Here is a 23,395-nt window from a genome sequence, read left to right as displayed (position 1 = left end):
CCCTCACCTCACCCATTCCGAGCATTTCGCCACGTCGCCGCTCGCGCCCCAGGGCATGATCGGCACGCTGGACGTCGAGTTCTGCGGCGAGCCGTCGATCAGCTTGTCGGTATAGACCATGTAGATCAGCACGTTGCGCTTGGCGTCGCAGCCGCGCACGATCTGCATCTTCTTCCAGATCAGCGAGCGGCGCTCGCGGAAGACGACGTCGCCCTGCGACGCCTTCTCCTTGAAGCGGATCGGCCCGATCTGCCGGCAGGCGAGCGAGACGTCCGAAACCTCCTCGGCGACGCCGAACATTCCGGAGACACCGCCCTTCTCAGGAACGGTGTAGTGGCAGGCGACGCCTTCGACGACGGGATCATCGACGCCGTAGACGGCGAGCTTGTCGTCCGGGGTCAGCATCTTCCAGACTGTCGACTTCTTGAAGATCAGGTCCTCCTGCGCCACGGCCGGCGCGGCGATGCCAGCAGCTACGAGCAGCGCCGAAGCGGCGAGAAGACAACGACGAAAGCTCATCCAGATTCTCCCAGAGCATTCCCGCAGAGGGGCCGGCAGGATATGGGATGGCGGACTGTTTCGCGCCAGTGCAGGCGCAGCAATCTTCGAACCAAACGACAGGGCGACGACCATGCTGCCGGTGCTGGAAAGCGAGCGCCTTCTCCTCAGACCGCGGACCGAAGCCGATCTCGATGCCATTGCGGCGATGAACGCCGACCCGCTGGTCATGCGCTATATCCGGCCACTCGGCGATCCCTCGATGAGCCGGGAGGGCGTGAAGGCGCGCAGTTTCCTCAATGTCGATCGCGGGCTCGGCTACTGGTCGGTTTTTGCCCGTGACGATGAAAGCGAGTTGCTCGGCTATGTCGGGCTGATCCCCTGGCCGATCGAAGAGGGGGCCGTCGAACTCAGCTATCGCTTTGCGGCACGCCACTGGAAACAGGGCTACGCGCTGGAAGCCGGCGCACGGCTGGTGCGGCACGGCTTTGCAGGGCTGGCCCTACCGCAGATCGCGATCGTGACCCATCCCGATAACGCCGCCGCCCTGCGTCTTGCCGAGCGTCTCGGCTTCAGGCGTGAGTCTGACCGGCTCGACGGTCTGATCGGCGACCCGCCGGTGCCCGGAGCGTGCTTCCGGCATAGCGCACAAGCCTGGCGAGCTGCGGATCAGGCCGCGATCGGCTTGAACGCGAGATAATAGGCCGCGATCGCGCCGATGAAGCCAAGCCCGGTCAGGACGAGCTTGAGCCGGGTGAAGCCGCTGGCGATGGCGACGGTGCCGTCGTCGAGGGTCGGGAACCGATCGAGGAGGCGCGCGATGGCGAGGTTCTCGACGATGTCGCAGAGCCCGCCGAAGAGCCAGCCGCCGCCGCAGAGCGCCGCCACCCACCAGGGATAGCCGCGCATCGACAGGCCCGTAACGATCAGCGCGCCGACGACCGCGTAGACCAGCGCGAAGGCGAGATCGGCCGGCAGCAGCTTGTTGCGGTAAATCGCCCGACGCTCGGGGCCATAGAGCGAGAACAGTTTTTCGACGTCTTCCCGGGTGAAACCGTTGAAATCGCTCTCCAAGGCCCGGTCGATCTTGAGGCTGCGGGCCCAGAGCCAGGAGAGCAGCAGCGTCAGCACCACCAGCGCCGGCCCCCAGAAGAAGAAGCCGAGCGGGATCAGGGTGGAGTAGAAGGTCGGCAGATCTTCCATCAGGCTCGGGCTCCGGAGGCGTCGAGCCCTGAGCCTAGCCCGCCTCGCGCGCCAGCGCCACGGCTTCGCGCAAGACCTGCTCATCGCCGATGTGATTGGCGAGGATCAGGACGAGGCGGGCATTGAAGGCAGCGCTATCGCGCTCGTCGAGATCGCGATGCGCCTGGGCGAGCAAGCGGAAGGCGGCGTCGGGATCGGCGAAGCGCGATTCGCTGGCGAGCTCGGTCGCAGGCGCGATGGTAGCCGCGGCGTTCATCTCCTGCCCTCCATCCGCTCGACCGCGGCTTCGATCGCGGCCCGATTTGGCTCGCGGAACCGAGCAGCGACATGCCCGTCCGGCCGCAGCAGCACGGCTGCACCCTGCTTCAGGGCGTAACGCTGGCGCAGTGTGCCATCGCTAGCGGCCGGCTCGATCGCGAGGACCCCGGCGGGCGCAATCTCCGCCGCACCTTCACCGAGCAGGATCGCCTGCCCGGCCGCAAAGGCTTCACTCAGCCAGGTATGAGAGCCACCGGCCAGCGGCGCATCGAGAAAGGCGGCGCCCGGCAGCAGGCCGTCGTCCCAGTCCTCCTCGTCACTCGACAGTGCCGAGCCGGCATAGGCACTGGCTACCGAGAGCCGGCCGGAATTGACGAAGCGCTTGGCGAAGCCGGTCAGCGGCGCCAGCGACAGCGCCGCCTCGCGTAGCAGCCGCTCCCCCGGTGAGCGCGGCGCGATGAAGTCGGTCGCCCGTGTCGAGTTCAGGATGTTCTCGTCGGCAGCGGCGACGCGCTCGTCGTCATAGCTGCTGAGCAATGAGGCCGGGCTCTTGCCCTGCACGACCAGCGCCAGCTTCCAGCCGAGATTGTCGGCGTCCTGGATGCCCGAATTGGCGCCCCGGGCCCCGAAGGGCGAGACCTGATGGGCGGCATCGCCGGCGAAGACCACGCGCCCATGCAGGAACCTGTCGAGCCGGCGGCACTGGAAGCGGTAGACCGAGACCCATTCCAGCGCGAAGTCGGCATGGCCGAGCATGCGCTCGATCCGGGGCCGCACGATCTCGGGCCGCCTCTCATGCTCGGGATCGGCATCGGGGCCGAGCTGGAGGTCGATGCGCCAGATGTCGTCCGGCTGCTTGTGCAGCAGTGCCGACTGGCCGGAATGGAAGGGCGGATCGAACCAGAACCAGCGCTCGGTCGGGAACGGCGCGGTCATCTTCACATCGGCGATGAGGAAACGGTCCTCGAAAGCCTCGCCGCGGAACTCAAGGCCGAGCAGGCCACGCGTCGGCGAGCGCGCGCCGTCGCAGGCGACCAGCCAGTCGGCTTCGAGGGGATAATCCCCATCCGGGGTGGTGATTGTGAGCCTCGCCCCGTCCTCGCGGTTGTGGAGGCCGGCCAAACGATTGCTCCAGCGCAGATCGACCAGCGGCTCGGCCAGCACGGCGTCGACCAGCGCCGCCTCGACATAGAACTGCTGGAGATTGATGAAGGCCGGCTGCTTATGGCCGCCTTCTGGCAACAGGTCGAACTCGTAGAGCTCGGCCTCGCCGCGAAAGACCCGGCCTTTCTGCCAGGTGATGCCTTTCTCGACCATCGCCTGCGCCAGCCCGAGCCGGTCGAATATCTCGAGCGTCCGCTTGGCGAAGCATATGGCGCGCGAGCCCTCGCCGATCCGGTCGGCGTCGTCGATCAGCACGACCGGAACCTGCCGGCGCGCCAGATCGAGCGCCAGCGTCAACCCGACCGGGCCGGCGCCGACGATGACCACCGGATGCCGGGCGGGTGCGGACGCGTCCTGGTCCGCGCTGCGGCGATAGGCGAACTGGCGGAAGGGCTGCATCAAGCCAACTCCTTGACCGATACGCGATACGTATCATATCTTGAGATATGATCCTGAGCTTCGCCGACAGGGACACGGAACGCTTGTTTCGCGGAGAAGCCTGCGCCGTGCGCTGGCGGGCGATCGAACGGATCGCGTTGCGAAAACTCGATATGCTCGACGCCGCTGTCACGCTCTCCGATCTGCGCTCGCCTCCCGGCAACCGGCTTGAGGCGCTGAAGGGCGACCGTAAGGGTCAATGGAGCATCCGGATCAACGATCAATGGCGACTCTGCTTCCGCTGGGACGGCGACGGTCCGGCGGATGTCGAGATCGTCGACTATCATTGAGGAGAGATCGCGATGGCTCGGATCAGAACCCATCCCGGTGAGATCTTGCGCGAGGAATACCTCGAACCGCTCGGAATGAGCGCCCGCGCGCTCGCCAGGGCCCTCGATGTGCCCGGCAACCGGATCAGCGACATCCTGCGCGAGCGCCGTGATGTCTCGGCCGACACGGCGATCCGGCTCGGCCGCTATTTCGGCACCGATCCGCGCTTCTGGCTCAACCTCCAGGCCGCGCACGACCTGTCCAAAGCCCAAGCCGAGCAGGACTATTCCGCGATCCATCCCCACGCTGCCTGACCCGTCTTCAGCCGCGCAGGTCCAGCCACATCTGGCGGTCGCGCTCATCGGTCCAGATGCGCGGATGGTCGAGGCCGCCGGCCTCGTCATAGGCGCGGGTGACGTTGAAGGGCAGGCAGTGCTCGAAGATCACCCAGTCGCCATAGGAGGGCTTCAGCGTCTCGTGGACGCGCTCGAAGGTCTCGCGCAGCGAGCGGCCGGCGGCGACATGGCCTTTCACGGCCTCGTAGAGGTCGGTGAGGAAGGCGCGCGTGCCCTTGATGCCGTCGGCGACCATGCCGCGATTGGTCAGCGCTGCGCCCCGGCCCGGCACCATCGCAGCCGGCGCGAAGGCGGCGAGCGCGTCTAGCGTTGCCGGCCAGTCGGTGAAATGGGCATCTCCGCAATAAGGCGTCGCACCGTATTCGACGAGATCGCCGGCGAAGATCACATTGGTGTCGGGCATCCAGGCGACGATGTCGCCGGCGGTGTGGCCGCGGCCGAGCTTCATCAGCCGGACCTCGCGTTTGCCGAGCCAGATTGAGGCGTTGTGCGAGAAGGTCATGGTCGGCCAAGTCAGGCCGGGACGGATCGAGTCGGCCCCCTGGAACAGGCGGGGAAAGCGGCCGATCTCGCTCGCCTTGTCCTCCTCGCCGCGCTCGACGATCATCGCCCGCGCCGCATCCGAGCAGACGATCTCCTTTGCGCCATAGGCGGGCGCGCCGAGGACGCGCACGGCATGGTAATGCGAGAGCACGACATGGCTGACCGGCTTGTCGGTGACCTCGCGCACTTTTCCGATGACGCGCTCGGCCATGGTCGGCGTCGCCTGCGCGTCGAAGACGAGCACGCTGTCGTCGCCGACGACGATGCCGCTATTGGGGTCGCCCTCGGCGGTATAGGCGTAAACGCCCTTGCCGATCTCGTCGAAGGAGACCGTCTTCTCGCCGAGATCGGCGGTGGAGGCGAAAGCGGGGGAGGACATTGGGCAACCTCACAAACTCGTTGATGTTGACGTCATGCTCGGGCTTGACCCGAGCATCTGAGGCCGGAAGGGGCGCTGAGAAGCGCCTCCTCATCAGGAGATTCTCGGGTCTGCGCTGCGCTTCGCCCGAGAATGACGGCGCGGACTACTGCGCATGCGGCAGGATGTCCTGCTCGATCGCGCCGAAGATCGAATGGCCAGCAGCGTCCTTCATCTCGATCCGGACATTGTCACCGAAGCGCAGGAAAGGCGTCTGCGGCGCGCCATGCCGGATCGTCTCGACCATGCGCTGCTCGGCGATGCAGGCATAACCGAGCCCGCCTTCCGAAACCGGCCTGCCCGGCCCGCCATCGGCGTCGCGGTTCGAGACCGTGCCGGAGCCGACGATGGTACCGGCGACGAGCGGGCGGGTCTTGGCGGCATGGGCGATCAGCACGCCGAAATCGAAGGTCATGTCGACGCCGGCCTCAGGCCTGCCGAAAGGCTTGCCGTTGACCTGGGCGAGCAGCGGCAGATGGAGCTTGCCGTCCTTCCAGGCCGAGCCGAGCTCGTCCGGCGTCACAGCTGCGGGCGAGAAGGCCGAGGACGGCTTTGATTGAAGGAAACCAAAGCCTTTGGCCAGTTCGTTCGGAATCAGATTCCGCAAGCTCACATCGTTGACGAGCATGACGAGGCGGATGAGGCCCCTCGCCTCCTCGGGGCTGACACCCATCGGCACGTCGCCTGTGACCACCGCGATCTCGGCTTCGAGATCGATGCCGTAATCCTCGCTCGCCAGCTTCACCGCTTCGCGCGGCCCGAGGAAGGAATCGGAGCCGCCCTGGTACATTAGCGGGTCGGTCCAGAAGCTCTCGGGCATCTCGGCGCCGCGCGCCTTCCGGACCAGCTCGACATGGTTCACATAGGCCGAGCCGTCGACCCACTGATAGGCGCGCGGCAGCGGCGAGGCGCAGTCATGCTCGTGGAAGCGGAAGGACGGCACCGAGCCATGCTCCAGGCTCTCGGCGAGATCGGCGAGGCGCGGCGCGCAGCGGTCCCAGTCGTCGAGGGCGCCCTGAAGCGTCGCCACGACCGGAAATGCGTCGGTCGCGCGGGTCAGGTCGTTCGAGACGACGACGAGACGGCCATCCCGGCCGTGCATGAGGGATGCGACTTTCATCTCTTTTCAATCCTCGCCGAACAGTGATGATGGCAGCAAACCGATCCCCGGGAGGAAAGTCCATGCAACGCCGTATGTTTCTGAAGACGGGCGCGCTCGCCGCGGCCGCCGCGCCGATCGCGATGCCCGCGATCGCGCAATCGATGCCCGAGGTGAAATGGCGGCTGACCTCGAGCTTCCCCAAGCAGCTCGACACGATCTACGGCACCGCGCAGCAGTTCGCGAAGTTCATGGCCGATGCCACGGACGGCCGGTTCCAGATCCAGACCTTCTCGGCCGGCGAGATCGTGCCCGGCCTGCAGGCGCTCGACGCCGTCACCTCCGGCACTGTCGAATGCGCACACACGCCGACTTATTTCTATGTCGGCAAGGAGCCGGCGCTCGGGCTCGGCACCGGCATCCCCTTCGGCCTCAACGCCCGCCAGCAGCACAGCTGGTGGTATTTCGGCGGCGGCGAGCAGATCGTCAACGCCGCGCTGGCCAAGTTCAACGCCTACTCGATCCCCTGCGGCAATTCCGGCTGCCAGATGGGCGGCTTCTTCCGCAAGGAGCTCAAGACGCTCGATGACCTCAAGGGCCTGAAGTTCCGCATCGGCGGCATGGGCGGGGCGGTGCTGGCCAAGCTCGGCGTGGTGCCGACGCAGATCGCGGCCGGCGACGTCTACCCGGCGCTGGAGCGCGGCACCATCGACGCGGCCGAGTTCGTCGGCCCCTATGACGACGAGAAGCTCGGCTTCGTGAAGGTCGCGCCCTATTACTACTACCCCGGCTGGTGGGAAGGCGGCGCCATGCTGCACCTCGTTATCAACCAGGAGCAGTGGAGCAAGCTGCCCAAGCACTACCAGGCGATCGTGCAGAATGCCTGTGAAGCGGCCAACAACTGGATGCTGGCGAAGTACGACTTCGTGAATCCGGGCGGCCTGCGCAAGCTGATCGCCCAGGGCGCGCAGCTCAAGGCCTTCCCGCAGCCGATCATGGAAGCCTCGCTCAAGGCGGCTGAGGAATACTACGCCGAGACCTCGGCCAAGAGCGAAGCCTTCAAGAAGGGCTACGAGTCGATGGTCGCCTTCCGCGGCGAGAACCTGCTCTGGTGGCAGGTGGCGGAGCTGTCCTACGACGCCTTCATGAACCGGCTGCGCAGCCGATAGGCCGCAACGCTCCTGCACGCCGTCATGCTCGCCCTTGTGGCGAGCATCCACGTCTTGAACACCACCTTCGATGAAGGAAGACGTGGATGGTCGGGACAAGCCCGACCATGACGGAAGAGGTGCAGCCAAGGATTCCAGGTTATTCACTTCGCAAAGCCCCGGAATGACGGCCTTTCACCACGCCTCGCGCTTGTTCGGGTCGAAGCGCTTCTTCAACCCGCTCCAGCAATCGGCATAGTTGTCCTGCAGCTCAGGCAGGCCGGCGGCGTAACCGGTCAAGCGCTGCGGGAATCTGGTCTCGAACATGAAGGCCATGGTGCCGGTCAGCTTGACCGGCTTCAGCTCAGTGGTCGAAGCGTGCTCGAAGGCCTGGATGTCCGGACCGTGCGACAGCATCATGTTGTGCAGGCTGAAGCCGCCGGGGGTGAAGCCCTCGGGCTTGGCGTCGTAGACGCCGTAGATCAGCCCCATGAACTCCGACATGATGTTGCGGTGGTACCAGGGCGGCCGGAAGGTGTTCTCCGCCACCATCCAGCGCTCCGGGAAAATGACGAAATCGATATTGGCGGTGCCGGGCGTCTCGGAGGGCGCGGTCAGCACGGTGAAGATCGACGGGTCGGGATGGTCGAAGGAGATCGCGCCGACCGGCGAGTAATGCCTGAGATCGTATTTGTAGGGCGCGTAGTTGCCGTGCCAGGCGACGACGTCGAGCGGAGACTGGCCGACCTCGGTCGAGAACAGCTCCCCGCCCCACTTCGCATACAGCGTCGAGGGCTTCTCGATGTCCTCATAAGCTGCGACGGGCGTGAGGAAGTCTCTGGGATTGGCGAGGCAGTTGGCACCGATCGGGCCGCGATCGGGCAAGGTGAAGCCGCCGCCATAGTTCTCACAGACATAGGCGCGCGCCGGCCCGCCCATCAGTTCGACACGGAACATCACGCCGCGCGGGATGATGCAGATCTCGCCCGGCTCGATCTCGATGATGCCGAACTCGGTGAAGAAGCGTAAGGCTCCCTCCTGCGCCACGACGAGATACTCGCCATCGGCATTGAAGAGGTATTCGCGCTCCATCGAGGCGGTGACGAAGAGCATGTGCGCCGCCATGCCGGCTTGGGCGTCGGCATCGCCAGCGGTGGTCAGGGTGCGCAGGCCGGTGAGGAAGGTGAGCTTCTCCTGCGGGATCGGGATCGGGCTCCAGCGCAATTGGCCGAGCGAGGGCGGCGTCTCGTCCCGGCACGGCGCGGAGCGCATCAGCCCCTTGTCGACCAGCGTCCAGCGCCCGCCATGCTTGACGCTGGGGCGGATGCGGTAGAGCCAGGAGCGCTCGTTCGTGGAGCGTGGCGCGGTGAAGGGCGAACCGGAGAGCTGCTCGGCATAGAGGCCGTAGGCGGCCTTCTGCGGCGAATTGCGTCCAACCGGCAGCGCGCCCGGCAGGCTCTCGGTCTCGAAGGAGTTGCCGAAGCCGGACATGTAGCGGCGACCGCCGCGGACCTGCTCGCCGAAGCTCGATTGAACCGTGGTCTGCACGTTGGTCTGCAGGTTCATGGCCGGCCTCCTCCCGCTGCGTTTCCGCTGCTGGCCGCTTTGACAGACGCTGCCGTTGCGCAATGATCACGGCGGCAGCCTTCCGCGGCCTTCTGTCACTCCAATTAGTTACATGTGCAACTAATGTCAACGAAACAAAAGCCTGAAGACCGCGCCCTGCACCTCGAGCAGTTCCTGCCCTATCGGCTCAACGTGGTCGGCTTCTTCGCCAGCCGGGCGCTCGGCCGCGTCTACGGCACGCGTTTCGGCATCGGCATCCCGGAATGGCGGGTGATCGCCCAGCTCGGCGAGTTCGGGCAATTGACCTCGCGCGACATCGGAGAGCTCTCGCAGATGCACAAGACCAAGGTCTCGCGCGCCGTCTCCGAACTCGACAAGCGCGGGCTGGTGACGCGGGCCGAGAACCGGGCCGACCGGCGCGAAGCCTTCGTCGCCCTCAGCGCCGCCGGCCAGCGCCTCTACGCCCAGATCGTGCCGCTGGCGCTGGCCTTCGAGGAGCGCTGGATCGAGGGGATTTCGCCAGACGAGCTGCGCACATTCGAACGGGTGCTGGCGCTGCTGACCGAGCGCGGCCGCCATCTCGCCGGCGCCTACCAGACCGAGGAGGCGTGATCGCGCAAGAGACAGATCCGATCGCGCCGAATCGGCCTGATCGGTGAATCTGTCTCTCGCTTTGAGTTTAGAGACCGTTTTTCCGATCAGCTTGCGGGCAAGCTGATCGGAACGGGCTCTAGCGTGATACTGGGGCGGATTTGCTGCCCGGGGCGGGATATGCGATGCGCTGACGGATGTGGAATCTGCGTCGAATCGCCTTTCTCCCGGCGGCTGACGCGTACCTCCTTAGTTCCGTCGCGTTTGTAGCATGTGCTTTGCCGGTGCAAGCGACCGACGCTGGCATGGGACGAGTCACAGGGATAGCAACTCTGCCTTCGATGATTTTCGCTTCGCTCCGACGCGCGCTCGCTCCGGCGCTGACCTTCGCCGCGCTGACAGGCGCAGCCTTGGCGCAGTCGCCGGCTTGCGACAACTGGCGGGCCGAGCTTTCCAGCCTGCAAGGTCAGCGCGGCGGTAGCGACGGCCGTGCCGCCCAGGCGGCGCAGCGCGTCGCTGGGCAGCTGGCGCAGCTGTCGAGCCAGTACCGCTCGATGGGCTGCGATCGCGGCGGCTTCCTGTTCTTCGGCGAGCAGCCGCCACCTCAATGCGGCGGCATCCGCGCCCAACTCGGCGCGCTGCAGCAGCAATATGCCCAGCTTCAGCAGCAGGCCCAGGGCGGCGGCATCGAGCAGCGGCGCGCTCAGCTGGCCGCGCTGATCAACAATAATTGCCGGGCGCAACCTCGCGGCTTTTTCGAGACGATCTTCGGCATCGAGCCACGCCGTGGTGAGATCGATTCGACAATGCCCGAGCTCGATCCCGACGAACCGCGCGAGCCGGGCGAGAACCAGCCGCGCCAGGGCGGCCCCTACACCGTCTGCGTACGCAGCTGCGACGGCTATTTCTTCCCGCTTGCGAACAGTCCGAGCGGGCGCGAGGGCCAGGACGAAATGTGCCAGTCGCTCTGCCCCGGCACCGAGACGCTGGCCTTCGGCATGAGCAATGGCGGCGACATCCAGAACGCGGTGGCGCGCAGCACCGGGCAGCCCTACTCGTCCCTGCCGAACGCGCTGAAATACACGCGCAGCTTCGACGCCGCCTGCACCTGCCGCGCCCCCGGCCAGAGCTGGGCCCAGGCGCTGGCGAACGCCGAGCAGATGCTCGACCAGCGCAAGGGCGACATCATCGTCACCGAGCAGCGCTCGCAGGAACTGTCGCGACCGAAGCCCGAGCAGCCGCAGCGCGGCAAGAAGGGCGCCGCCAATGCGGCCGCAGAGGCCAAGCCGAACACCCCGCCTGCCCCGGCTCCGACGACGCTCCAGGCCGCGCCGGGCGACGAGCCGGCACCCGACACGAACGTGCCGACCGCCAGCACTGAATCGGCCGGCGTCGGCCCGCAGCGGATCGATGGCGAGAAGACGCTGCAGCAGGGCGACGGGCTGAAGCGCGAGAGCAAGAGCGTCACCGGCGAGCGCCGCACGGTGCGGATCGTCGCGCCGAATCTCGCGCCCAATCTCGGCGTCGGAGCGACCGCGCGGCCATAATCGGGACGCTGGGGCCCGACTCCAATCAGGAATCATCCCGGACGAAGCGCAGCGGAGACCCGGGACGACCTGCGTTGAGTTTGGCCGACAAGCCCCAGTCTTGTCATGCGCCAGAAGCAATCCTGACCACATTCTTCGCCGCCGACTGGCACGGAACGCAAGGCGTAGGTCAGCGTATAGCTGCCGGCGCCCGCTGCTGCTCGCGCCGCCTTTTCAAGAGCGGAGCGAGCCATGTCCGATCCAGCCATCACCACCCACGCCCCCCACGGCATGGATGCAGCCGATACGGCGCGACGCCTGAAGGCGATCTTCATCGGCTCGGTCGGCAATCTCGTCGAATGGTACGATTTCTACGCCTACACCGCCTTCGCGCTCTATTTCGCGCCGAAATTCTTCCCCTCGCACGATCCCGTGGTGCAGCAGCTCAATGCGGCGACCTTGTTCGCCGCCGGCTTCATCGTCCGTCCGATCGGCGGCTGGTTGTTCGGCCATATCGCCGACCGCTACGGGCGGCGGCTGTCGCTGACCGTCTCGGTGCTGATGATGTGCTTCGGCTCGCTGATCATCGCGCTCACCCCAACCTATGAGACGATCGGCTTCGCCGCGCCGGTGCTGCTGGCGCTGGCCCGGATCATCGAGGGCCTGAGCCTCGGCGGCGAATACGGGGCGAGCGCGACCTACCTCACCGAGATCGCCCATCCCGACCATCGCGGCTTCTATTCGAGCTTCCAGTACGTCACGCTGATCGGCGGGCAACTCACTGCGATCCTGGTGCTGCTCCTGCTGCAGAATGTCTTCCTGACACATGAGCAACTGGTCGACTGGGGCTGGCGCATTCCGTTCGTGATCGGAGCGCTGCTCGCGGTCACCGCCATGTTCATGCGCCGGAACATGCATGAGACGGAGGCCTTCACCGCGGCCAACAAGGTCAAGAAGCAGGAAAGCTCGCTGCGCGGCCTCATGAAATACCCGCGCGAGGTCGCGATCGTGGTCGGGCTGACGGCCGGCGGCACCGCCGCCTTCTACACCTTCACCACCTACATGCAGACCTTCGTGAAGCAGACGGTCGGCCTCACCGACATCGTCACCACCTATGTCATCGCCGGCTCGCTGATCTTCGCCTCGATCCTGCAGCCGCTCTATGGCCTGATCTCCGACCGGATCGGCCGCAAGCCGCTGCTGATCTTCTTCGGTCTTGCGGGCACCCTCTTGACCGTGCCGATCCTGTCGGCGCTGGAGCAGACCAAGTCGCCATGGGTCGCCTTCCTGCTGATCTCCGGCGCCTGGCTCTTCGTCGCCGGCTACACCTCGATCAACGCCGTGGTGAAGGCGGAGCTGTTCCCGACCTCGATCCGCGCCACCGGCGTCGCCGTGCCCTATGCGCTGACCGTCTCGACCTTCGGCGGCACGGCGCCGGCGATCGCCCTGTTCTTCAAGCAGCAGGGCCACGAGCAGTGGTTCTACTACTACCTCTCGGCCGTCATCTTCATCTCGCTGCTGGTCTATTCGACCATGCGCGACACCAAGCACGAAACAGCGATGGACCGGCACGAGTGAGGGCGACGAGCGGTACGCCTTATGCTCGGGCTTGACCCGAGCATCTCGGCAGCGGCCGGGCATGACGGCGCCGGTCCACCTCACATGGATGGAAATCGCGAAGGCGGAGCGGCTACGAGAACGGGATCCGCTCACCGTGATGCGTCAAGACAAGCCGCTCGCAGCGCAGCAGCACAAAATCTCCGTCCTGATCGGTGATTTCGTAGCGAATTCGATCATGTTGTTCGGATCGCACATCCCTGATGACGAGCCCGCTGCCGCAATAGGGCAGAGCATCGCCGCAAATGCGATCCAGCCCATAAATTCTCAAGCTCAGGGTTGTCGCCGCGACGAGCACCAGCTTTGCATCATAGCGACATCCCGATCTGACGCAGGCGAAGGACCGCAACTCGCGATGAGCGGCAAGAAGCCTGTTCGCGTGGTCCATTCTGCCGTCTGTCGTGGTCACTAGCCGGCCTCCCCAGCCAACCGCTTCAGCGCCTTCTCGCGCCCGATCAGCGGCAGCAGCGCCGCCAGCTCGGGCCCATGGTCGAGGCCTGTCAGCGCCTGGCGCAGCGGCATAAACAACGCCTTGCCCTTGGCTCCGGTCTGCGCGCCGACGGCCTGCGTCCAGCTCTTCCAGGTCGTCTGGTCGAACGGCTCGGCAGGCAGCAGCTTGGCCGCAGCCGCAGCAAAAGCTTTGTCGACAACATGCGGCTCGATCGGCCCCTCGACGATCTGCCACCAGTCCTTCGCATCGGACAGCTTTACAAGATTGCCGCGCACAGCGAGCCAGAACGGCTCGCTGGCGGGAATGCCGAGCTCTCTCAGCCGCTCCTCGACCGCGGCGAAGTCGAGCTGGTGCAAGGTGCGGGCGGACAGCGTCTCCAGCTCGTGCTCGTCGAACTTGGCCGGTGCACGCGAGACATGGGCAAGGTCGACCAGCCCGGCGAGCTCGTCGAGGCTCGACACCGGCCGGACCGCATCGGAGGAACCGGTCAGCACCGCCAGCGCCGCCACCGCCAGCGATTCGACGCCGGCTTCGCGCAGGCCCCGCAGCGAGAGATGGCCGAGGCGCTTCGACAGCCCCTCGCCGCTCGCGGTGGTCAAGAGGTTGTGATGCCCGAAGGCCGGCAGCGTCCCCCCCAATGCCTGCATGATCTGGATCTGCACGGCCGTGTTGGTGACGTGGTCCTCGCCGCGGATGACATGGGTGATCCCGACGTCGAGATCGTCGACGACCGAAGGCAGCGTATAGGGATAGGTGCCGTCCTCGCGCACCAGCACGGGATCGGAGAGCGAGGCGCAGTCGACATGCGAGGGGCCGCGGACGAGATCGTCCCAGCCGACCTCCTCCCAGTCGAGCAGGAAGCGCCAATGCGGCTTGCGGCCTTCCGCCTCGAGCTTTGCGCGCTCCTCGGCCGTCAGCTTCAGGCCGGCGCGGTCGTAGACGGGGGGCAGACCGCGGGCGAGCTGGCGCTTGCGCTTGCGATCGAGCTCGTCGGCGCTCTCATAGCAGGGGTAGAGGCGCCCGGCGGCGCGCAGCTTGTCTGCCGCGCCATCGTATAGCCCGATCCGTTCGGACTGCCTGATGCTGGCGTCGGGGACGACGCCGAGCCAAGCCAGATCCTCGGCGATCGCCTCGGCGAATTCCGGCTTCGAGCGGGCCTGGTCGGTATCGTCATAGCGCAGCAGGAAGCGCCCGACATGCCGCCTGGCAAAGAGCCAGTTGAACATCAGCGAGCGGGCATTGCCGATGTGGAGATAGCCGGTCGGCGACGGGGCGGTGCGGACGAAAGGAGTGGTCATGACCGGCCGCTTGTCGCGCGGGAACGGCGCGAGGGCAAGGGCATCGCAGACGCTGGGCTGAAGGAGATCGACAAGCGCTCAGATTGACGCAAGGTTAGATAGCGACGGGGATATCGATCTCTGCGCTGGGAGGCGAGGATGAGCATCACGGCTTCAGTCGGTCTCGGAGGCAAGAACACCGTTGCGGATACGCGCCTGATCCAGGCGAGCATCAACCCGCATTTCAAGGCGCTGGGCATCGATCTGCTCGAGGTCGACGGCAAATGCGGGCCGCTCACCCGGGGCGCGATCAAGCGCTACCAGCAGGTCTTCCTCAAGATGACGAGCCCGGATTCGCGGGTCGACCCGGGCGGCAAGACGGTCCTGCACATGGCCAATAATCCGGCCCCGGCGGACGTGGTGGTCAGCGCCTCGCGCCTGCCGATCAAGCTCAAGGCCGGCGACTTCCTGCAAGTGCCGGTGGTGATGGATCCGGCCGACGGAACGGTGCAGGACGCCTACACCGCCTTCGAATACGAGATTTTCGACAAGGGCGCCCGCATAGTCGGGACCGACTACGCCTTCGGCGTGCCCAACGACATTGAGGTCTGGCCGAACGCCCAGGTCAGGATCGGCGTGACGCTGACACCCGCCCTGCTGGCGCACGAGCAGTTCCATTACGATGTCGGCTTCGTCGTCTGCCGGGCGCTGGCTCATCAGCTCACCATCGCGCGCGCCCCGACGATCGGCGGGTTGGTGACCCAGCTCAACAGCCTCGTCAATTTGCACATCAACAAGCGGGTCAAGCTGATCCAGCGCCGCTACGACATCGACACCCAGCACGGGCTCAACGCCAAGTACCAGCGCATCTGGCTCGACCGGATGACCGCCTGCATCGCCAACCCGACAGCGAACCAGATCGGCGGGTTCTGGCTTTAGAAATCGAAGCTCTCGCCGCCGCCCTTGCCGACGCCCTTGACCAGCGAGCGGTCCGGCTCATGGGCCGGTTCGCCGGGGTCGCGGAAGCGGTTGACGATGGGATAGCGCCGGTCGCGGCCGAAATTCTTGCGGGTGACCTTGACGCCAGGCGCCGCCTGCCGACGCTTGTACTCGGCGAGATAGAGCAGGCGCTCGACCTTCTGCACCGTCTCAAGGTCATGACCGCGGGCGACGATGTCGGCGAGCCGCATCTCGTGCTCGATCAGGCAGGCGAGGATGTCGTCGAGCACGTCATAGGGCGGCAGCGAATCCTGATCTTTCTGGTTCTCGCGCAGCTCCGCCGAGGGTGGCTTGACGATGATGTTCTGCGGGATCACCTCGCCTTCCGGCCCGAGCGCGCCCGCCGGCTTCCAGCGGTTGCGCAGGGCCGAGAGCCTGAAGACCTCGGTTTTGTAGAGGTCCTTGATCGGGTTGTAGCCGCCGTTCATGTCGCCATAGAGCGTGGCGTAGCCGCAGGACATCTCCGACTTGTTGCCGGTCGTCACCACCATCGGCCCGAACTTGTTCGAGATCGACATCAAGAGCGTGCCGCGCACGCGACTCTGCAGGTTCTCCTCGGTGATGCCGCGATTGGTGCCGGCGAAGAGCTCGGCCAGCGCCTGCTCGAAGCCCTCGACCGGATCGGCGATCGGCACGATCTCGTAGCGCACGCCGAGCGCGTCGGCGCATGTCTTGGCGTCGTCGAGGCTCTCCTGCGAGGTGAAGCGATAGGGCATCATCACGCAGCGCACGCGCTCGGAACCCAGCGCATCGACCGCCATGGCGGCGCAGATGGCGGAGTCGATGCCGCCGGAGAGGCCGAGCACGACGCCAGGGAAGCGGTTCTTCTCGACATAGTCACGCAAGCCCAGCACGCAGGCGGCGTAGTCGGCCTCGTCGCCGCTCTCCACAGTTGCGACCTCGCCCGGCAGGCAGCGCCAGCCATCGGGCCCGCGCTCCCAATCCGTGATGCGAACAGCTTCGCGGAAGGCCGGCAATTGATGGGCGAAGCTTCGGTCGGCATTGAGGACGAAGGAGGCGCCCTCGAAGACGAGCTCGTCCTGGCCGCCGAGCTGGTTGAGATAGACCATCGGCAGACCGCTCTCGACGACGCGGGCGACAGCGACGTTGAGCCGCTCCTCGATGACGCCGCGGCGGAAGGGCGAGCCGTTCGGGACCAGCAGGATCTCGCCACCGGTCTCGGCGATGCATTCGACGACCTCCTCGCCCCAGATGTCCTCGCAGATCGGAATGCCGAGGCGGACATGGTTGCGGAAGACGACCGGGCCCGGCAGTGGGCCGGGCTCGAACACGCGCTTCTCGTCGAAGACGCCGTAGTTGGGCAGGTCGACCTTGAAACGCACCGACTGGATCAGGCCGCCGTCGAGCAGCGCATAGGCGTTGTAGAGCTTGCCGTCCTCGAGCCAGGGCAGGCCGACCAGCACGGCCGGGCCGCCATCGTCAGTCTCGCGGGCGAGCTCCTCGCAAGCCTTGCGGCAGGCGTCCTGGAAGGCCGGCTTCAGCACCAGATCCTCCGGCGGATAGGCCGAGAGGAAGAGCTCCGGGAACATCACGAGCTCGGCGCCGCCGGCGGCCGCCTCGCGGCGCGCGATGCGCACCTTTTCGGCATTGCCGGCGACATCGCCGACGATCGGGTTGAGCTGGGCGAGCGCCAGGCGAAGAGAGGTCGCGGTCATGCTCCGGATGTAGCTTGCGGCCTGCCTGCCAGCAACGGTGCGGTACGCGGGAGGGGGTGCGTTTCAAGGAACCCCGTCATTGCGATCGTCGGCCTTGCCTCCTCGCAACGACGAATGGGCTGAGGCGCTCCTCGAACGGAAGTCGGCCGAGTAGCGAAATTCGCGTAAGGGACGCACGGCCTGCGTCGTCTCGCCATAGATCGGATGCATCTTCCAGGCGGCGAGCGCGGCCTCGTCCGCAAACTCGGCGTAGACGACGATGTCGGCGGCTTCGCCGATCGCATCGATCCTGACATTGGCCGCGACCTCGAAGGTGAGTGCGTGCGGGATCTCGCCGAGGCGGCCGAGCAGCCGCTGGGTCGTTCCGATATCCTCAGCGCGCTTTGCCGTGAAGAACACGATATGCCGGACCATCCGCCCTCCTCCGGCATCCAGGCTCAAGATCGTCCGCCGTGGGAGATGTCTTTCAGAGGCAAGTCGGATCGGCAACCGCATTAACCGGGTATTAGGGTTAACCCCGCATGAATCATCTCCGGGCGGCGCAAGCATCGCGTTCGCCACTGCTTGGAGAGACACGCTATGCGTGCTGCATCTATTGCCGCCCTCGCCCCGGTCGTCGCGACGGCCTGCACGCTGGCGCTGGCGCAGACCGCCCAAGGCGCAGACTATCTCAGGGGGTCGCAGATCGAACAGCCTGTGGAGCCGCCGATTTTCAGCTCCGGCGGCGTCGACTGGTCGGGGTTCTACTTCGGCGGTCTGGCGGGCTATTCGAACGTCAATTTTGATCCGAGCCAGGGCCCCGGCAACTTGATCGCGAACCACCTGCGCCAGACCACGATCGAAACCGAAATGGGCGTTTCTCGGCTGCTGAACATCCAGTCGCGCAGCACCAGCAAATCGACCTTCGGCGGCTTTGCGGGCTATAACTTCCTCTTCGGCGACGTCATCCTCGGCATCGAGGCGGACTATACGCGCCTCGATGCCACCACCAGCAACTCCGACCGGATCAGCCGTATCCAGGTTCTCAGCGATGGCTATCGCGCGACGGCCGACGTCTCCGGCACCGTCAGCGCGAGAGCAGATCAGATCGCGACCCTGCGCATCCGCGCGGGTTACACTATGGGCCAGTTCATGCCCTTCATCACCGGTGGCCTGGCTTATGGCACGGGCAAGGTCTCGAGCTCCGCGACGGTGCGGACGCAGTATGTCGATGCCGACCCGAGCGACAATACCCCGCTGCCGACCATCAACAACGCGACAGCCTTCCTCTCGGGAGGCCGCAAGAATGCCTCGATGCTCGGCGGCGTGATCGGCGGCGGCGTCGACGCGGTTTTTGGCGGGCTGCTACTGAGGGCCGAAGTGCTCTACGCGCGGATGGAGGCGCAGGGCAACGTCACGGTTGAACATACTTCGGCACGCGTCGGCGCCGGCATTAAATTCTGACGGGCAGCCTCTGAGATGACAAGGGCCGCGGCAATGCCGCGGCCCTGTTTCATTGGCGACGCTGAGAAGCGGCTCACTCCGCCGCTTCGACTTCCGGCCGGGCCCGGCCAGCGCGCTCGCGCTTGACCAGCTCGGCGACGAGGAAGGCGAGCTCCAGCGCCTGCTCGGCATTGAGACGCGGATCGCAGACCGTGTGGTAGCGGTCGTTGAGATCGGCATCGGTCATGCCGCGGGCGCCGCCGGTGCACTCGGTGACGTTCTTGCCGGTCATTTCGAGATGCAGGCCGCCAGCATGCGTCCCTTCCGCCTGATGGACGGCGAAGAAGTTCTTCACCTCGGTCAGGATCAGGTCGAACGGCCGCGTCTTGTAGCCGCTCGCCGCCTTGACGGTGTTGCCGTGCATCGGATCGCAGGACCAGACGACATTGCGCCCTTCCCGCTTGGTGGCGCGGACCAGAGCCGGCAGGTGGTCGAAGACTTTGTCGGCGCCGAAGCGGCCGATCAGGACGAGGCGGCCGGCCTGGTTCTGCGGATCGAGCGCGTCGATCAACTTGAGCAGCTCGTCCGGCTTGAGCGAGGGGCCGCATTTCAGGCCGATCGGGTTCTTGATGCCGCGGAAGTATTCGACATGGGCGTGGTCGAGCTGGCGGGTGCGATCACCGATCCAGACCATGTGGCCGGACGTGGCGTACCAGTCGCCGGTGGTCGAGTCGACGCGGGTCAGCGCCTGCTCGTAGCCGAGCAGCAGCGCCTCGTGGCTGGTGTAGAAATCCGTCGTGCGCATCTCGGGATGCGTCTCGGGATCGACGCCGATGGCGCGCATGAAGTCGAGCGACTCGGTGATGCGGTCGCCCAGCTCCTGGTAGCGATGCGACTGCGGTGAGTCCTTGACGAAGCCGAGCATCCAGCGATGCGCGTTGTCGAGATTGGCATAGCCGCCGGTGGCGAAGGCGCGGATCAGGTTGAGCGTCGCCGCAGACTGCCGGTAAGCCTCGATCTGCCGGCGCGGGTCGGGAATCCGCGACTCCGCCGTGAACTCGTTGTCGTTGATGATGTCGCCCTTGTAGCTCGGCAGTTCGACATCGCCGATCTTCTCGTTCGGCGCGGAGCGCGGCTTGGCGAACTGGCCGGCGATGCGGCCGACCTTCACCACCGGCGAGCCACCGGCGAAGGTCAGCACCACCGCCATCTGCAGGAACAGCCGGAAGAAATCACGGATGTTGTCGGCCGAGTGCTCGGCGAAGCTCTCGGCGCAATCACCGCCCTGAAGCAGGAAGGCCTCGCCGGCCGCGACCTTGCTCAACGCCCGCTTGAGCTTGCGCGCCTCGCCCGCAAAAACCAGCGGCGGAAAGCCGGCGAGCTGCTGCTCGACCGCCTTCAAGGCTGCCTGATCCGGATATTCCGGCATCTGCTGGACGGGCTTTGCCCTCCAGCTCTCGGGCGTCCACCGCTCGGACATGGGTCTTGCTCCTGATTTCACGCATCGCGCCTGCGTTAACCTCATCTTGGCGCGAACGGCGGCCTATACACCCGCAGATGGCTGCTGGCCACCGTTACGGCAAGGACGGCGTGCCGCAGGGCGAAAGCATGAATCCCGTCAGGCGCTTGGCGTAGTCGGCTGTCAAACGGATTCCAGCCGTTAAGACGCCGATTCAAGGCCCTGCACCAGCGATTGAGCCGGATCGATTTTGAATCATGCGAAGCAGCGGCCACGCCCTACGCTCAGGCCGGCGTGACGTCGGTCCGGCCGAAATCGTCGCCCTTGAACAGCAGGGCGGCACGAAGATGCTTCGCCGTCGCATAGGAGAAGCAGTCGCCGAGATTGAGGATGCCGGGGTAACCCGGACCGATACCGTAGCGGTCGGCGGCCTCGATGGCGAGAGCGGTGATCCCCATATCGGGCGCGACTGGCTCGATGCCAGCCGTCTGCACAAACTCCTGAACGAGAGCCAGGCCTCTCGTTCTCGCCACCGCCTTCCTCCGTGCGACCGCGCAAGCAGCTTCCCAGATCGTCACGCTCGAGGCGAAACGCATCGTCTCGTACGTGTCGAGCCGCTCCGACAGCATCGAAGCGTCGGCCTCCTCCAGCATGATGGAGACGATCGCGGACGCATCGAGGACGATCACCGCCGTTCGCCGCTCAGCTCGTCGTAGAAATCCCTGTCGGGCTCCGGCCCGGTGTCCGGCAAGGCTCGCAGCTTCTCGTGGAGCGGCCGAAGCTTTTCCCACAGCGTCGGCCCCGCCGCGTCCCGCTCGGCCTTCTCCTTGAGCGCCCGGTGGATGATCTCGGTCACCCCCGTGCCGTGGCGCCGAGCGAGATCACGCGCCAAGATCTCGACGGCGTCATTCTTGATGCTCAAGCCCATTCCTATCCGGGCTAACAGCCCGTCCCATTCTAGAACCGTAGCCAAGTTTTCTAGAAACTAGACTTCACCTCTCTGCCCTGCAAGTCGCAATCACGCTCTATTTGATGCGCGGCCTGCATCAATCGCTCCGGCATTTGCATTTCACTCCTGCCCGCAAAGACCATTGTCTCCCTCGGGCGGCGCGGCCGAAGATGGCCGCGTAACCAACAACGCCGATCGCGGCGACGGGAGGAACCATGAGACGTCACGTTCTGGCGGCCGCTTTCGGCCTGGCCTGCGGCCTCGGTGCGGCGCAGGCCCAACAGGCACAGGAGCCGATCACGCTGCGCGGCATGGGCTCCTTCCATGTCGGCGGCAAGCTGGTCGAGATCTCGGGCCGGCCGGTGAAGGACGTGGTGTTCACCCCCGGCGGCACGCCGGCCCGCGTCGATCCCAACGGCACATACCAGACCGGCCAGATGTATGTGCAGTACTTCCTGCCGCAGAACGAGAAGGGCAGCGTCCCGCTGCTGCTCTGGCATGGCGGCGGCATGACCGGCGTCAACTACGAGACCACGCCGGACGGGCGCCAGGGCTGGCTCGAATTCTTCCTGCGCAAGGGCTGGTCGGTCTACAACTCCGACGCGGTCGAGCGCGGGCGTTCGAGCTGGGCGATGTATCCCGACGTCATTCCCGGCGAACCGCTGTTCCTGACCACGGCGAATCCGTTCGAGCGCTTCCGCATTGGCGCAGGCGCCGGCAGCTATGATTCAGATCCGGCAAAGCGCAAGTATCTGCCCGGCAGCCAGTTCCCGGCCGAAGGCTACGACAATTTCGTCAAGCAGATCGTGCCGCGCTGGACATCGACCGACCAGATGATCATCGACGCCTACATCGCCGAGGTCGACAAGGTCTGCCCCTGCGTGATCTCGTTCCACAGCCAGTCCGGCCAGTTCGGCTTCAAGGTGGCGCAGGCGCGGCCCGACAAGGTCAAGGCGCTGATCGCGGTCGAGCCGGCTGGGATCGGCGACCCGGCCAAGGTGGCGGCGTTGAAGGACATCCCGGTGCTGATGGTGTTCGGCGACTATATCGAGCAGGACGCGCGCTGGCCGACGATCCGCAAGACCGCGACCGATTTCGGCGACAAGATCACCGCGGCCGGCGGCTCGGTCGATGTCGTCAACCTGCCAGCCATCGGCATCACCGGCAACTCGCACATGCTCATGATGGACAAGAATAATCTGGCTGTGGCGCAGCTGATTCAGGACTGGCTGGCGAAGAAGGGCCTGACGAAATAGGCGCCGGCTCGCGCGCCTGGTCCAGCAGCCAGTCGCGGAACAGGCTGATCTTGCGCGCGATCCGGCGCCGCTTCGGATAGGTCAGCCAATAGTCGTTGCCACCGGGGAGCATCAAATCGAAGGGCTGGATCAGCAGCCCTTCGCTCAGCTCGCGCCGAAAGAAGATCGGCGAACACATGGCTGCTCCATTGCTGGCGAGCGCGGCCGTGACTTCGAGCTGCTGCACGGCGAGGTCGAAGCGTGGCTCCACCGGAGTGGCTTCGGAGTTGACCCCGGCGGCGGCAAACCAGCGGTCCCAGGCCTCGATCTTGCCGATGCGGTTGACATGCAGCAGGTCGGAAGGCTGAGGCGGACGGCCGAGATCGCGGAAGAGGTTCGGCCCGCAGAGCGGGGTGAACTCGCTCGTCATCAGCCAATGCGCTTCCAACCCCGGCCATTGCCCGTTGCCGCGATGGATAGCGACATCGCAATCGTCGCGCTGCGGATCATGCGGGCCGACCTGCGTGACCATCCGCACCGCCAGCCCGGGATTCGCGCACTGGAACAGGCCCAGGCGCGGCACCAGCCAGTTCGAGGCGATCGTTGGCAGCGCCTGGATCGAGAGCACGCCCTCGGCCGTATCGGTGACCGCGGCGAAGGCCGCACGCAAGCCATCAAAGGAATCCATCACCGACGACGCCAGGCGCTCGCCCGCCTCGGTCAAGACGACACGTCGCGCCTGGCGCTGGAACAATGGCAGGCCGAGCCGCTCCTCCAGCAGTTTGATCTGATAGCTCACCGCAGCCTGCGTCATGCCGAGCTCGACCGCGGCGCGGGTGAAGCTGCTATGGCGGGCCGCTGCCTCGAAGGCGCGCACCGCGCTGAGCGGCGGCAGCCCGGTCGCCAGATCATTCATCAGCTGGCCTTATCCAGGGAGCGCGAAATCCAGTTTGTCTGCATCTCGGTTCAGCAGCATCCCTGAGTACGACAAAACCTACTCGGGAGCCGCATCATGTCGGCCGAAATCTGCAGAAGCAATCGATATGTCAGCCTTATGCCAATGCTTGGAGCAGCACTGGCTCGCATTCGCCAGTTCCAGCGCAATCGCCTGGTCGCGCTCGACGACCGGCTCGACCAGGAGGGCCTGACCCCTCACATGGCGCGCGATGTCGGGCTCAACGATGCGAGCCTGATCCACGACAGCCGTCGCGCGGATCGCGGGTTCTGATGCC

Annotated in this window: 26 protein-coding genes; 11 read left to right on the top strand and 15 right to left on the bottom strand. The window is 65.9% G+C overall.

The features are described 5' to 3' along the window. Positions 1–3: 3 nt before the first annotated feature. Positions 4–519, bottom strand: coding sequence for a CreA family protein (locus ACFPOB_RS09590; protein ID WP_377797806.1), 516 nt, complete (start codon positions 517–519; stop codon positions 4–6). A 112-nt stretch (positions 520–631) separates the two neighbouring features. On the opposite strand from ACFPOB_RS09590, the gene ACFPOB_RS09585 reads away from it, so the two are divergent. Then, positions 632–1,198 (top strand): GNAT family N-acetyltransferase, encoded by a 567-nt coding sequence (locus ACFPOB_RS09585; RefSeq protein ID WP_377797805.1) that lies wholly within the window; start codon positions 632–634, stop codon positions 1,196–1,198. On the opposite strand, the gene ACFPOB_RS09580 is transcribed toward ACFPOB_RS09585, so the two are convergent. From ACFPOB_RS09580 to ACFPOB_RS09570, 3 genes are read right to left on the bottom strand one after another with little or no spacing between them, the layout of a single operon-like run. After that, the gene (locus tag ACFPOB_RS09580; RefSeq protein ID WP_377797803.1) at positions 1,168–1,701 is read right to left on the bottom strand and encodes a hypothetical protein; all 534 of its coding nucleotides are present in this window, start codon (positions 1,699–1,701) and stop codon (positions 1,168–1,170) included. The genes ACFPOB_RS09585 and ACFPOB_RS09580 overlap by 31 nt on opposite strands. A gap of 34 nt (positions 1,702–1,735) precedes the next feature. Continuing rightward, positions 1,736–1,957: a DUF2783 domain-containing protein gene (locus ACFPOB_RS09575; protein ID WP_377797801.1), complete on the bottom strand. Its 222-nt coding sequence runs from the start codon at positions 1,955–1,957 to the stop codon at positions 1,736–1,738. Beyond that, complete coding sequence (locus ACFPOB_RS09570; protein ID WP_377797799.1) at positions 1,954–3,522, bottom strand: FAD-dependent oxidoreductase; 1,569 nt, start codon at positions 3,520–3,522, stop codon at positions 1,954–1,956. Before ACFPOB_RS09570 ends, ACFPOB_RS09575 begins: the two co-directional genes overlap by 4 nt. Before the next feature lie 47 nt (positions 3,523–3,569). Between ACFPOB_RS09570 and ACFPOB_RS09565 the strand changes: the two genes are divergently transcribed. Continuing rightward, positions 3,570–3,851: a type II toxin-antitoxin system RelE/ParE family toxin gene (locus tag ACFPOB_RS09565; protein ID WP_377797798.1), complete on the top strand. Its 282-nt coding sequence runs from the start codon at positions 3,570–3,572 to the stop codon at positions 3,849–3,851. Positions 3,852–3,863: 12 nt separating this feature from the next. Next, positions 3,864–4,145 carry a HigA family addiction module antitoxin gene (locus ACFPOB_RS09560; protein ID WP_092156397.1) on the top strand — a complete coding sequence of 94 codons (282 nt, stop codon included), beginning with the start codon at positions 3,864–3,866 and terminating at the stop codon, positions 4,143–4,145. Between the two features lie 7 nt (positions 4,146–4,152). Here ACFPOB_RS09560 and ACFPOB_RS09555 read toward each other — a convergent pair whose 3' ends face one another. After that, on the bottom strand, positions 4,153–5,109 hold the full coding sequence (locus ACFPOB_RS09555) for an MBL fold metallo-hydrolase (protein WP_377797797.1): 957 nt from the start codon (positions 5,107–5,109) through the stop codon (positions 4,153–4,155). A 145-nt stretch (positions 5,110–5,254) separates the two neighbouring features. Continuing rightward, entirely contained in the window at positions 5,255–6,268 is a 1,014-nt protein-coding gene (locus ACFPOB_RS09550; protein WP_377797795.1) for a fumarylacetoacetate hydrolase family protein, read from the bottom strand. A 62-nt stretch (positions 6,269–6,330) separates the two neighbouring features. Here ACFPOB_RS09550 and ACFPOB_RS09545 point away from each other — a divergent pair, with 62 nt between their 5' ends. Then, positions 6,331–7,416, top strand: coding sequence for a TRAP transporter substrate-binding protein (locus tag ACFPOB_RS09545; RefSeq protein ID WP_377797793.1), 1,086 nt, complete (start codon positions 6,331–6,333; stop codon positions 7,414–7,416). Between the two features lie 174 nt (positions 7,417–7,590). On the opposite strand, the gene hmgA is transcribed toward ACFPOB_RS09545, so the two are convergent. After that, on the bottom strand, positions 7,591–8,961 hold the full coding sequence (hmgA, locus tag ACFPOB_RS09540; RefSeq protein ID WP_377797791.1) for a homogentisate 1,2-dioxygenase: 1,371 nt from the start codon (positions 8,959–8,961) through the stop codon (positions 7,591–7,593). A gap of 123 nt (positions 8,962–9,084) precedes the next feature. On the opposite strand from hmgA, the gene ACFPOB_RS09535 reads away from it, so the two are divergent. The 3 genes from ACFPOB_RS09535 (at position 9,085) to ACFPOB_RS09525 (ending at position 12,656) form a co-directional block, all read left to right on the top strand. Continuing rightward, positions 9,085–9,573 (top strand): MarR family winged helix-turn-helix transcriptional regulator, encoded by a 489-nt coding sequence (locus ACFPOB_RS09535; protein ID WP_377797789.1) that lies wholly within the window; start codon positions 9,085–9,087, stop codon positions 9,571–9,573. A gap of 320 nt (positions 9,574–9,893) precedes the next feature. Continuing rightward, positions 9,894–11,099: a DUF2865 domain-containing protein gene (locus ACFPOB_RS09530; protein ID WP_377797787.1), complete on the top strand. Its 1,206-nt coding sequence runs from the start codon at positions 9,894–9,896 to the stop codon at positions 11,097–11,099. 231 nt (positions 11,100–11,330) lie between these two features. After that, positions 11,331–12,656, top strand: a complete 1,326-nt coding sequence (locus ACFPOB_RS09525) for an MFS transporter (protein WP_377797786.1) — start codon at positions 11,331–11,333, stop codon at positions 12,654–12,656. A gap of 112 nt (positions 12,657–12,768) precedes the next feature. Here ACFPOB_RS09525 and ACFPOB_RS09520 read toward each other — a convergent pair whose 3' ends face one another. After that, positions 12,769–13,104 carry a hypothetical protein gene (locus tag ACFPOB_RS09520; RefSeq protein WP_377797785.1) on the bottom strand — a complete coding sequence of 112 codons (336 nt, stop codon included), beginning with the start codon at positions 13,102–13,104 and terminating at the stop codon, positions 12,769–12,771. Further along, complete coding sequence (gene gltX, locus ACFPOB_RS09515) at positions 13,104–14,444, bottom strand: glutamate--tRNA ligase (RefSeq protein WP_377797783.1); 1,341 nt, start codon at positions 14,442–14,444, stop codon at positions 13,104–13,106. The genes ACFPOB_RS09520 and gltX overlap by 1 nt, the downstream gene beginning before the upstream one ends. Before the next feature lie 138 nt (positions 14,445–14,582). Here gltX and ACFPOB_RS09510 point away from each other — a divergent pair, with 138 nt between their 5' ends. Next, on the top strand, positions 14,583–15,362 hold the full coding sequence (locus tag ACFPOB_RS09510; protein WP_377797781.1) for a hypothetical protein: 780 nt from the start codon (positions 14,583–14,585) through the stop codon (positions 15,360–15,362). Here the strand turns inward: ACFPOB_RS09510 and ACFPOB_RS09505 are convergent. Together ACFPOB_RS09505 and ACFPOB_RS09500 are read right to left on the bottom strand one after the other, a co-directional pair. Continuing rightward, a complete protein-coding gene (locus ACFPOB_RS09505; RefSeq protein WP_377797779.1) occupies positions 15,359–17,098 on the bottom strand; it encodes an NAD+ synthase in 1,740 nt (579 codons plus the stop codon). The genes ACFPOB_RS09510 and ACFPOB_RS09505 overlap by 4 nt on opposite strands. Before the next feature lie 63 nt (positions 17,099–17,161). Further along, a complete protein-coding gene (locus ACFPOB_RS09500) occupies positions 17,162–17,512 on the bottom strand; it encodes a Dabb family protein (protein WP_377797777.1) in 351 nt (116 codons plus the stop codon). A gap of 282 nt (positions 17,513–17,794) precedes the next feature. Here ACFPOB_RS09500 and ACFPOB_RS09495 point away from each other — a divergent pair, with 282 nt between their 5' ends. After that, on the top strand, positions 17,795–18,541 hold the full coding sequence (locus ACFPOB_RS09495; protein WP_377797775.1) for an outer membrane protein: 747 nt from the start codon (positions 17,795–17,797) through the stop codon (positions 18,539–18,541). Positions 18,542–18,614: 73 nt separating this feature from the next. On the opposite strand, the gene ACFPOB_RS09490 is transcribed toward ACFPOB_RS09495, so the two are convergent. The 3 genes from ACFPOB_RS09490 to ACFPOB_RS09480 form a co-directional block, all read right to left on the bottom strand. Beyond that, on the bottom strand, positions 18,615–20,000 hold the full coding sequence (locus tag ACFPOB_RS09490; protein WP_091830738.1) for a class II 3-deoxy-7-phosphoheptulonate synthase: 1,386 nt from the start codon (positions 19,998–20,000) through the stop codon (positions 18,615–18,617). Positions 20,001–20,263: 263 nt separating this feature from the next. Then, positions 20,264–20,668 carry a type II toxin-antitoxin system VapC family toxin gene (locus ACFPOB_RS09485; RefSeq protein ID WP_377797773.1) on the bottom strand — a complete coding sequence of 135 codons (405 nt, stop codon included), beginning with the start codon at positions 20,666–20,668 and terminating at the stop codon, positions 20,264–20,266. Beyond that, complete coding sequence (locus ACFPOB_RS09480) at positions 20,665–20,901, bottom strand: type II toxin-antitoxin system VapB family antitoxin (RefSeq protein WP_377797771.1); 237 nt, start codon at positions 20,899–20,901, stop codon at positions 20,665–20,667. The genes ACFPOB_RS09485 and ACFPOB_RS09480 overlap by 4 nt, the downstream gene beginning before the upstream one ends. Before the next feature lie 242 nt (positions 20,902–21,143). On the opposite strand from ACFPOB_RS09480, the gene ACFPOB_RS09475 reads away from it, so the two are divergent. Further along, positions 21,144–22,184: an alpha/beta hydrolase gene (locus ACFPOB_RS09475; protein WP_377797769.1), complete on the top strand. Its 1,041-nt coding sequence runs from the start codon at positions 21,144–21,146 to the stop codon at positions 22,182–22,184. Here the strand turns inward: ACFPOB_RS09475 and ACFPOB_RS09470 are convergent. Further along, positions 22,108–23,079 carry a LysR substrate-binding domain-containing protein gene (locus tag ACFPOB_RS09470; RefSeq protein WP_377797768.1) on the bottom strand — a complete coding sequence of 324 codons (972 nt, stop codon included), beginning with the start codon at positions 23,077–23,079 and terminating at the stop codon, positions 22,108–22,110. The genes ACFPOB_RS09475 and ACFPOB_RS09470 overlap by 77 nt on opposite strands. A gap of 96 nt (positions 23,080–23,175) precedes the next feature. Here ACFPOB_RS09470 and ACFPOB_RS09465 point away from each other — a divergent pair, with 96 nt between their 5' ends. After that, the gene (locus ACFPOB_RS09465) at positions 23,176–23,391 is read left to right on the top strand and encodes a hypothetical protein (protein WP_377797767.1); all 216 of its coding nucleotides are present in this window, start codon (positions 23,176–23,178) and stop codon (positions 23,389–23,391) included. Positions 23,392–23,395 lie beyond the last annotated feature (4 nt).

The sequence above is a fragment of the Allobosea eneae genome, from assembly GCF_042657265.1.
In the GTDB taxonomy this organism is placed as follows: Bacteria; Pseudomonadota; Alphaproteobacteria; order Rhizobiales; family Beijerinckiaceae; genus Allobosea; species Allobosea eneae.
Note: the sequence above shows the minus strand (reverse complement) of the source record. Positions and strands in the feature narration are given on the sequence as shown.

What these genes read in the sequence shown, in the direction of transcription:
- ACFPOB_RS09590 (WP_377797806.1), bottom strand. Translation starts at nt 519, where the DNA reads ATGAGCTTTCGTCGTTGTCTTCTCGCCGCTTCGGCGCTGCTCGTAGCT.
- ACFPOB_RS09585 (WP_377797805.1), top strand. Translation starts at nt 632, where the DNA reads ATGCTGCCGGTGCTGGAAAGCGAGCGCCTTCTCCTCAGACCGCGGACC.
- ACFPOB_RS09580 (WP_377797803.1), bottom strand. Translation starts at nt 1,701, where the DNA reads ATGGAAGATCTGCCGACCTTCTACTCCACCCTGATCCCGCTCGGCTTC.
- ACFPOB_RS09575 (WP_377797801.1), bottom strand. Translation starts at nt 1,957, where the DNA reads ATGAACGCCGCGGCTACCATCGCGCCTGCGACCGAGCTCGCCAGCGAA.
- ACFPOB_RS09570 (WP_377797799.1), bottom strand. Translation starts at nt 3,522, where the DNA reads ATGCAGCCCTTCCGCCAGTTCGCCTATCGCCGCAGCGCGGACCAGGAC.
- ACFPOB_RS09565 (WP_377797798.1), top strand. Translation starts at nt 3,570, where the DNA reads ATGATCCTGAGCTTCGCCGACAGGGACACGGAACGCTTGTTTCGCGGA.
- ACFPOB_RS09560 (WP_092156397.1), top strand. Translation starts at nt 3,864, where the DNA reads ATGGCTCGGATCAGAACCCATCCCGGTGAGATCTTGCGCGAGGAATAC.
- ACFPOB_RS09555 (WP_377797797.1), bottom strand. Translation starts at nt 5,109, where the DNA reads ATGTCCTCCCCCGCTTTCGCCTCCACCGCCGATCTCGGCGAGAAGACG.
- ACFPOB_RS09550 (WP_377797795.1), bottom strand. Translation starts at nt 6,268, where the DNA reads ATGAAAGTCGCATCCCTCATGCACGGCCGGGATGGCCGTCTCGTCGTC.
- ACFPOB_RS09545 (WP_377797793.1), top strand. Translation starts at nt 6,331, where the DNA reads ATGCAACGCCGTATGTTTCTGAAGACGGGCGCGCTCGCCGCGGCCGCC.
- hmgA (WP_377797791.1), bottom strand. Translation starts at nt 8,961, where the DNA reads ATGAACCTGCAGACCAACGTGCAGACCACGGTTCAATCGAGCTTCGGC.
- ACFPOB_RS09535 (WP_377797789.1), top strand. Translation starts at nt 9,085, where the DNA reads ATGTCAACGAAACAAAAGCCTGAAGACCGCGCCCTGCACCTCGAGCAG.
- ACFPOB_RS09530 (WP_377797787.1), top strand. Translation starts at nt 9,894, where the DNA reads ATGATTTTCGCTTCGCTCCGACGCGCGCTCGCTCCGGCGCTGACCTTC.
- ACFPOB_RS09525 (WP_377797786.1), top strand. Translation starts at nt 11,331, where the DNA reads ATGTCCGATCCAGCCATCACCACCCACGCCCCCCACGGCATGGATGCA.
- gltX (WP_377797783.1), bottom strand. Translation starts at nt 14,444, where the DNA reads ATGACCACTCCTTTCGTCCGCACCGCCCCGTCGCCGACCGGCTATCTC.
- ACFPOB_RS09510 (WP_377797781.1), top strand. Translation starts at nt 14,583, where the DNA reads ATGAGCATCACGGCTTCAGTCGGTCTCGGAGGCAAGAACACCGTTGCG.
- ACFPOB_RS09505 (WP_377797779.1), bottom strand. Translation starts at nt 17,098, where the DNA reads ATGACCGCGACCTCTCTTCGCCTGGCGCTCGCCCAGCTCAACCCGATC.
- ACFPOB_RS09500 (WP_377797777.1), bottom strand. Translation starts at nt 17,512, where the DNA reads ATGGTCCGGCATATCGTGTTCTTCACGGCAAAGCGCGCTGAGGATATC.
- ACFPOB_RS09490 (WP_091830738.1), bottom strand. Translation starts at nt 20,000, where the DNA reads ATGTCCGAGCGGTGGACGCCCGAGAGCTGGAGGGCAAAGCCCGTCCAG.
- ACFPOB_RS09475 (WP_377797769.1), top strand. Translation starts at nt 21,144, where the DNA reads ATGAGACGTCACGTTCTGGCGGCCGCTTTCGGCCTGGCCTGCGGCCTC.
- ACFPOB_RS09470 (WP_377797768.1), bottom strand. Translation starts at nt 23,079, where the DNA reads ATGAATGATCTGGCGACCGGGCTGCCGCCGCTCAGCGCGGTGCGCGCC.
- ACFPOB_RS09465 (WP_377797767.1), top strand. Translation starts at nt 23,176, where the DNA reads ATGTCGGCCGAAATCTGCAGAAGCAATCGATATGTCAGCCTTATGCCA.